5 protein-coding genes are annotated in these 6,341 nt (G+C 72.2%); 3 read left to right on the top strand and 2 right to left on the bottom strand.

Going from position 1 to position 6,341, the window contains the following annotated elements; translation table 11 throughout:
- Positions 1 to 3,672, top strand: a 3,672-nt coding sequence (locus ACXJKF_RS18290; RefSeq protein ID WP_456789144.1) for a multifunctional oxoglutarate decarboxylase/oxoglutarate dehydrogenase thiamine pyrophosphate-binding subunit/dihydrolipoyllysine-residue succinyltransferase subunit, incomplete at its 5' end; no start/stop codon positions are given.
- A 50-nt stretch (positions 3,673 to 3,722) separates the two neighbouring features.
- Here the strand turns inward: ACXJKF_RS18290 and ACXJKF_RS18285 are convergent.
- Positions 3,723 to 4,694 carry a GlxA family transcriptional regulator gene (locus tag ACXJKF_RS18285; RefSeq protein ID WP_456789143.1) on the bottom strand — a complete coding sequence of 324 codons (972 nt, stop codon included), beginning with the start codon at positions 4,692 to 4,694 and terminating at the stop codon, positions 3,723 to 3,725.
- A gap of 94 nt (positions 4,695 to 4,788) precedes the next feature.
- Between ACXJKF_RS18285 and ACXJKF_RS18280 the strand changes: the two genes are divergently transcribed.
- Together ACXJKF_RS18280 and ACXJKF_RS18275 are read left to right on the top strand one after the other, a co-directional pair.
- Positions 4,789 to 4,950 carry a hypothetical protein gene (locus tag ACXJKF_RS18280; protein ID WP_456789142.1) on the top strand — a complete coding sequence of 54 codons (162 nt, stop codon included), beginning with the start codon at positions 4,789 to 4,791 and terminating at the stop codon, positions 4,948 to 4,950.
- A gap of 160 nt (positions 4,951 to 5,110) precedes the next feature.
- A complete protein-coding gene (locus ACXJKF_RS18275; protein ID WP_456789141.1) occupies positions 5,111 to 5,710 on the top strand; it encodes a GDSL-type esterase/lipase family protein in 600 nt (199 codons plus the stop codon).
- A 21-nt stretch (positions 5,711 to 5,731) separates the two neighbouring features.
- On the opposite strand, the gene ACXJKF_RS18270 is transcribed toward ACXJKF_RS18275, so the two are convergent.
- Positions 5,732 to 6,340 (bottom strand): PadR family transcriptional regulator, encoded by a 609-nt coding sequence (locus tag ACXJKF_RS18270; RefSeq protein ID WP_456789147.1) that lies wholly within the window; start codon positions 6,338 to 6,340, stop codon positions 5,732 to 5,734.
- Position 6,341: the final 1 nt, after the last annotated feature.

The following is a 6,341-nucleotide window of genomic DNA, read 5'->3' as shown; positions in this document are numbered from 1 at the left end:
GACTTCTTCGAGGGCTACAAGCCCGAGGAGGCCTCCACGAACGGCTCGACCCCGGCGACGGCGTCAGCGCCGGCACCGGCCGCACCACCCTCGAACGGCATCCCCAGCCCTGTCGCCGCGCCCCGCGGCGCACACGCGGCTCCGGCTGCGCCGCCCACGGCTCCTGCAGCGGTCGCGCCCGCCAAGGCCGCGCCGTTCGTCGAGCCGCCCCCGGTGACGTCGCCGATCGCGACCGCCCAGCCGGCGACCGCCCCGTACGCCCAGGTGGCCCAGCGGACCTCCACCGCCGACGAGGCGGAGTCTGCGGACGACGTGCAGAAGCTGCGCGGTCCGGCGGCGCGGGTCGTCACCAACATGGAGTCCTCCCTCGAGGTCCCGACGGCCACCTCGGTGCGCGCCATCGCGGCGAAGCTCATGGTCGACAACCGCATCGTCATCAACAACCACCTCGCTCGGGGCCGGGGCGGGAAGATCTCCTTCACCCACCTCATCGGCTTCGCGATGGTGGAGGCGCTGGGCGAGATGCCCGCGATGAACACCTCCTACACGCTGGCCGACGACAAGCCGAGCGTCCTGACCCCCGCGCACGTCAACGTCGGCATCGCGATCGACCTGGCCAAGCCGGACGGCACGCGCCAGCTGCTGGTCCCGTCGATCAAGAAGTGCGAGACGCTCGACTTCGCCGGCTTCTGGTCCGCGTACGAGGACGTGGTGCGGCGCGCCCGCGGCAACAAGCTGACGGTCGACGACTTCGCCGGGACCACGATCTCGCTGACCAACCCGGGCACCATCGGGACGGTCCACTCGGTCCCGCGCCTCATGCAGGGGCAGGGCACGATCATCGGCGTCGGCGCCATGGACTACCCGGCGGAGTTCGCCGGGACGTCCGAGGACGCGCTGAACAAGATGGGCGTCTCCAAGGTGCTGACGCTCACCTCGACGTACGACCACCGGATCATCCAGGGCGCCCAGTCCGGCGACTTCCTGCGGATCATCAGCCGCAAGCTGCTGGGCGAGGACGGCTTCTACGACCGCGTCTTCGCGTCGCTGCGCGTCCCGTACGAGCCGGTCCGGTGGGTGCGGGAGTCGGCCGACGCCGACGCCGACGCCATCAAGCCGGCCCGCATCGCGGAGCTCATCCACTCCTACCGGTCGCGCGGCCACCTCATGGCCGACACGGACCCCCTGGCCTACCGCCAGCGCAAGCACCCCGACCTGGACGTGCAGACGCACGGCCTGACGCTCTGGGACCTCGACCGGGTGTTCCCCGTGGGCGGCTTCGGAGGCAAGCCCCGCGCCAAGCTCCGCGAGGTGCTCGGCCTGCTGCGCGACTCGTACTGCCGCACGGTGGGCAGCGAGTACATGCACCTGCAGGACCCGCGGCAGCGGCGCTGGCTCCAGGAGCGCCTGGAGTCCGGGTACGCCCGCACGCCGCGCGAGGACCAGCTGCGCATCCTGCGCCGGCTCAACGCGGCGGAGGCCTTCGAGACCTTCCTGCAGACCAAGTACGTCGGCCAGAAGCGGTTCTCGCTCGAGGGCGGCGAGTCGGTCATCGCCCTGCTCGACGCCATCCTGTCGAAGGCGGCGAACAGCGGTCTCGACGAGGTCGGCATCGGCATGGCCCACCGTGGCCGGCTGAACATCCTGGCCAACATCGCGGGCAAGTCCTACGCGCAGATCTTCAGCGAGTTCGAGGGCAACCAGGACCCGAAGTCGGTCCAGGGCTCGGGCGACGTGAAGTACCACCTGGGCACCGAGGGCACGTTCACCGCGGAGTCCGGCGCGACGACCGCGGTGTACCTGGCCGCCAACCCGTCGCACCTCGAGGCGGTGGACCCGGTGCTCGAGGGCATCGTGCGCGCCAAGCAGGACCGTATCGACCTCGGTGGCGACGGCTTCTCTGTGCTGCCGATCCTCATCCACGGTGACGCGGCCTTCGCGGGCCAGGGCGTGGTGTTCGAGACGCTCAACCTCGCGCAGCTGCGCGGGTACCGCACGGGCGGCACCATCCACGTCATCATCAACAACCAGGTCGGCTTCACCACGGGTCCGTCCTCGTCGCGCTCGTCGCAGTACGCGACGGACGTGGCCAAGGGCCTCCAGGTGCCGATCTTCCACGTCAACGGGGACGACCCCGAGGCGTGCGTGCGGGTGGCCGAGCTGGCCTTCGAGTACCGCGAGCAGTTCGACCGCGACGTCATCATCGACATGGTCTGCTACCGCCGCCGCGGTCACAACGAGGGCGACGACCCGTCGATGACGCAGCCGCTCATGTACAACCTCATCGAGGCGAAGCGCTCGGTCCGCAAGCTCTACACCGAGACCCTGGTGGCGCGCGGCGACCTCACGATCGCCGACGCCGAGCAGGCGCTGCAGGACTACCAGCAGCAGCTCGAGCGGGTGTTCACGGAGACGCGCGAGGACGGCTACGCGCCGGCCCCGCCCGAGGCCGAGGCCGTCAAGGGCCTGGAGCGCCCCGAGTCGCAGCTCGAGGACGCGGGCGTCATGGTCGGCTGGAAGACCGCCGTCGACGCCGGCACCCTGCAGCGCATCGGACGCGCCCACGTGCGCCCGCCGGAGGGCTTCACGGTCCACCCGAAGCTGGCGCAGCTCCTGGCCAAGCGCGAGGCCATGTCCCGCGAGGGCGGCATCGACTGGGGCTACGGCGAGCTGCTCGCGTTCGGCTCGCTGCTGATCGAGGGCACGCCGGTCCGCCTCGCCGGGCAGGACTCGCGACGCGGCACCTTCGTGCAGCGGCACGCGGTCATGCACGACCGGGACACCGGTGCCGAGTGGACGCCGCTGCTGTACCTGTCCGCCGACCAGGCGAAGTTCTGGGTCTACGACTCGTCGCTGTCGGAGTACGCGGCCCTGGGCTTCGAGTACGGGTACTCCGTCGAGCGCCCGGACGCCCTGGTGCTCTGGGAGGCGCAGTTCGGTGACTTCGTGAACGGCGCGCAGACGATCATCGACGAGTTCATCTCGTCGGCCGAGCAGAAGTGGGCGCAGCGTTCGTCGGTCGTCCTCCTGCTCCCCCACGGGTACGAGGGCCAGGGCCCGGACCACTCGTCGGCTCGCATCGAGCGCTTCCTGCAGATGGCCGCCGAGAACAACATGACGATCGCGCAGCCGTCGACGCCCGCGTCGCACTTCCACCTGCTGCGCCGCCAGGCGTACGACCGCCCGCGTCGCCCGCTCGTGGTGTTCACCCCGAAGTCGATGCTGCGCCTGAAGTCGGCGTCGTCCGACGTCGAGGACTTCACGTCGGGCACGTTCCGCACGGTCATCGGCGACGACCTCGCCGCCGCCAAGGCCGGCCAGGTCACCCGCGTGCTGCTCTGCTCGGGCAAGGTCTACTGGGACCTGCTCGCGCACCGCGTGAAGACGGGCGACGAGCAGACGGCGATCGTCCGGCTGGAGCAGCTCTACCCGCTCGACGCCGAGGCGGCCCGTGCCGCGGTGGCGCCGTTCGACGGTGCCGAGCTGGTGTGGGTGCAGGACGAGCCGCGCAACCAGGGTCCGTGGACGTTCCTGTCCATGCACCTGCCGCAGCTGCTGAACCGCACGCTCCGGGTGGTCTCCCGCAAGGAGTCGGCGTCGCCGGCCGCGGGGTCCGCCAAGAAGCACCAGGCCCAGCAGGCGAACCTCGTCGAGACCGCGTTCGCGCGCTGACGACACGCTGACCGAGAGCCGCATCCCGACGGGGTGCGGCTCTCGGCGCGTCAGGAGACGTTCGCGGGGACGGACGCGGGCGCGAAGGTGCGCCGGTAGGCCTGCGGGCTGGTGCCGAGCGTGCGGGCGAAGTGGTGCCGCAGGACCGCGGCCGTGCCGAAGCCGCAGAGCCGCGCGATCTCCTCGATGCCGGCGTCGGACCGTTCGAGCATCTCCTGGGCGCGCACCACGCGCTGGCGGGTGACCCAGGCGGCGGGCGTGGTCCCGGTCTCGGCGCGGAACCGGCGGGCGAACGTCCGCTCGGACACGAACGCGCGGGCGGCCAGGTCGGGCACGCTGAGCTCCTCCTCGAGGTTCTCGACCATCCAGGCGAGCAGCGGGGCCAGGGTGTCGGCGTCGCAGGGCAGCGGCGTGTCGACGTACTGCGCCTGACCGCCGTCGCGGTGCGGGGGCACGACCATGCGGCGGGCGATCGCCGACGCGGTGGCGGCCCCGAGCTCGCGCCGCACGAGGTGCAGGCACGCGTCGATGCCGGCCGCGGTGCCCGCGCTGGTGATCACCCGGTTGTCGTCGACGTAGAGCACGGCCGGGTTGACGCGCGCCTCCGGGAAGGTCCGGCTCAGCTCGTCGGTGTACATCCAGTGCGTGGTGCACTGCCGCCCGTCGAGCAGGCCCGCCTGACCGAGCGCGAACGACCCGCTGCAGATGCTCAGCACCCAGGCCCCGCGCGCGTGCGCGTCGCGCAGGGCGTCGAGCACGACCTCCGGCACCGGGCCGGAGCTGCCGTACGCGGGCACGATGACCAGGTCGACGTCACGCGTGGCCTCCAGGCCGTGCTCGACGACGATCGAGAAGTACCCGGCGTCCTTGGTCTTCACGACGCCGGGCTCGATGCCGCAGATGGTGAAGTCGAACGCCGGTCCGCCCGTGTCCCGGCGGTCGATGCCGAAGACCTCGCACGCGACCCCCAGCTCGAAGGGCGCGACGTTCGGCAGGACGATGACGGCGACGGATCGGAGCATGCCGCCAGCATCCGACGTCGCCTGGCGGAATGTCAACGGTCATCGTCAGTTCTGCCACTCGTGGCGACTTATCGTCGAGCGCAGACTTTCTGMCATGACCACGTTCTGGATCGTCCTCGCACTCGTCGCCGCAGCCTGGCTGCTCGCCCGCCTGGTCGTCACCCTGCGCCACGACGGTCTCGGCAGCACCCCGCCGCCCACGTCCCACGCCGACTGGTCGTCCGACCTGCCGAGCCACCCGTACCGCAGCGTCTGACGACTCCTGACAGAGCCCCGCACACCCCGCGACGCTTCACACGTTCCACCCACGACAGGCCCCTCGATGAACCCGCGACCGTCGTCGCACCCTGAGACACTGTGCGACGACGGCCGCCACCCGGTGGCTCGTCGGGGTCGGACGTCGAGAGGTGACGCACGTGGGAGAGCTGCCGCTGCGACTCGCGGTGGTCGGTGACGAGCTCGTCGCCGGAGCAGGTGACCCCAAGGGGCTCGGCTGGGTGGGCCGCGTGACGGCCCGGACGCCGACCCCCGACCCGCTCACCGTCCTGACCCTCGCCGTCCCCGGGGAGACCACCACCGGGCTCGGCGCACGCTGGGACGACGAGGCCTCGCGCCGCTGGTCGCCCGACACCGACAACCGCCTCGTCGTGGCCCTGGGCCGCGCCGACGTGGCCGCCGGACTCTCCCTGGCACGCAGCCGGCTCAACCTCGCCAACATCCTCGACGTGGCCGACCAGCGCCGGATCCCCGCGTTCGTCGTCGGCCCGCCGCCGGGCGCCACGGCCGAGAACGAGAAGCTCGCCGACCTGTCCGCCGCGTTCGCKGACGTCGCCGCCCGGCGGCGCGTGCCGTACGTGGACACCTACACGCCGCTCGCCGCGCACGACCAGTGGCTGGGCGATCTCGCGGCCGGTGACGGCGTCCTGCCGGGCCAGGCCGGGTACGGCCTCATGGCCTGGCTGGTGCTGCACACCGGCTGGCACGCCTGGCTGGGCCTGCCCGACGACGCCGCCTGACGACGCCGCCGGGCAGGCGCGTCACCGCAGGGTGCCTCGCACGGCGGTCAGTGCCGAGTCCAGGACGGTGCGCAGCGTGTCGACCGTGAGCTGCTCGACCCGCCCGCCGGCGTCCGCCCGACGCAGGTCGGCCCGGATCTCGTCGCGGAACCGGTGGATCATCGCCTCGGCGTCCATGTAGCGGACGTGCGACGCGAGGCGCGGGTCGTCCGTCGGCGCCGCGGCGTGCGGGACCGCCGACGCGCGCGCCTGCTGGGCGGCCGCCGCCAGGTCCGCGCGCAGCCCGCGCATGGACCCGCGCACGTCCTCGCGCACCTGCGCGGCACGCTCCCGGACGGACTCCGCGATGCCCTCCTCGAGGTGGCCGAGCTCGGCCCGGCGCGCCTCGAGCTCCGCGTAGCCGGCCTCCGTGAGGGCGTAGGTGCTCTTGCGCTCCTCGTCGACCCGCTGCACCAGACCCTCCTCCTCGAGCCGGGCCAGGCGCGGGTACACCGTGCCGGGACTCGGGCGGTAGGTGCCGCCGAACCGGTCCGAGAGCGCCGTGATGAGCTCGTAGCCGTGCTTGGGGCCACCCTCCAGCAGCGACAGCAGGTAGAGGCGCAGCTGTCCGTGCGCGAAGACGGGTGCCATC

The sequence above is a fragment of the Cellulomonas sp. P5_C5 genome (assembly GCF_054049655.1).
The sequence above is the reverse complement of the archived record's forward strand: the minus strand, read 5'-3'. Positions and strand labels throughout refer to the sequence as shown.

Bases quoted from the DNA above. Each gene is read 5' to 3' on its own strand.
- ACXJKF_RS18285 (WP_456789143.1), bottom strand. From the start codon at position 4,694: ATGCTCCGATCCGTCGCCGTCATCGTCCTGCCGAACGTCGCGCCCTTC.
- ACXJKF_RS18280 (WP_456789142.1), top strand. From the start codon at position 4,789: ATGACCACGTTCTGGATCGTCCTCGCACTCGTCGCCGCAGCCTGGCTG.
- ACXJKF_RS18270 (WP_456789147.1), bottom strand. From the start codon at position 6,340: ATGGCACCCGTCTTCGCGCACGGACAGCTGCGCCTCTACCTGCTGTCG.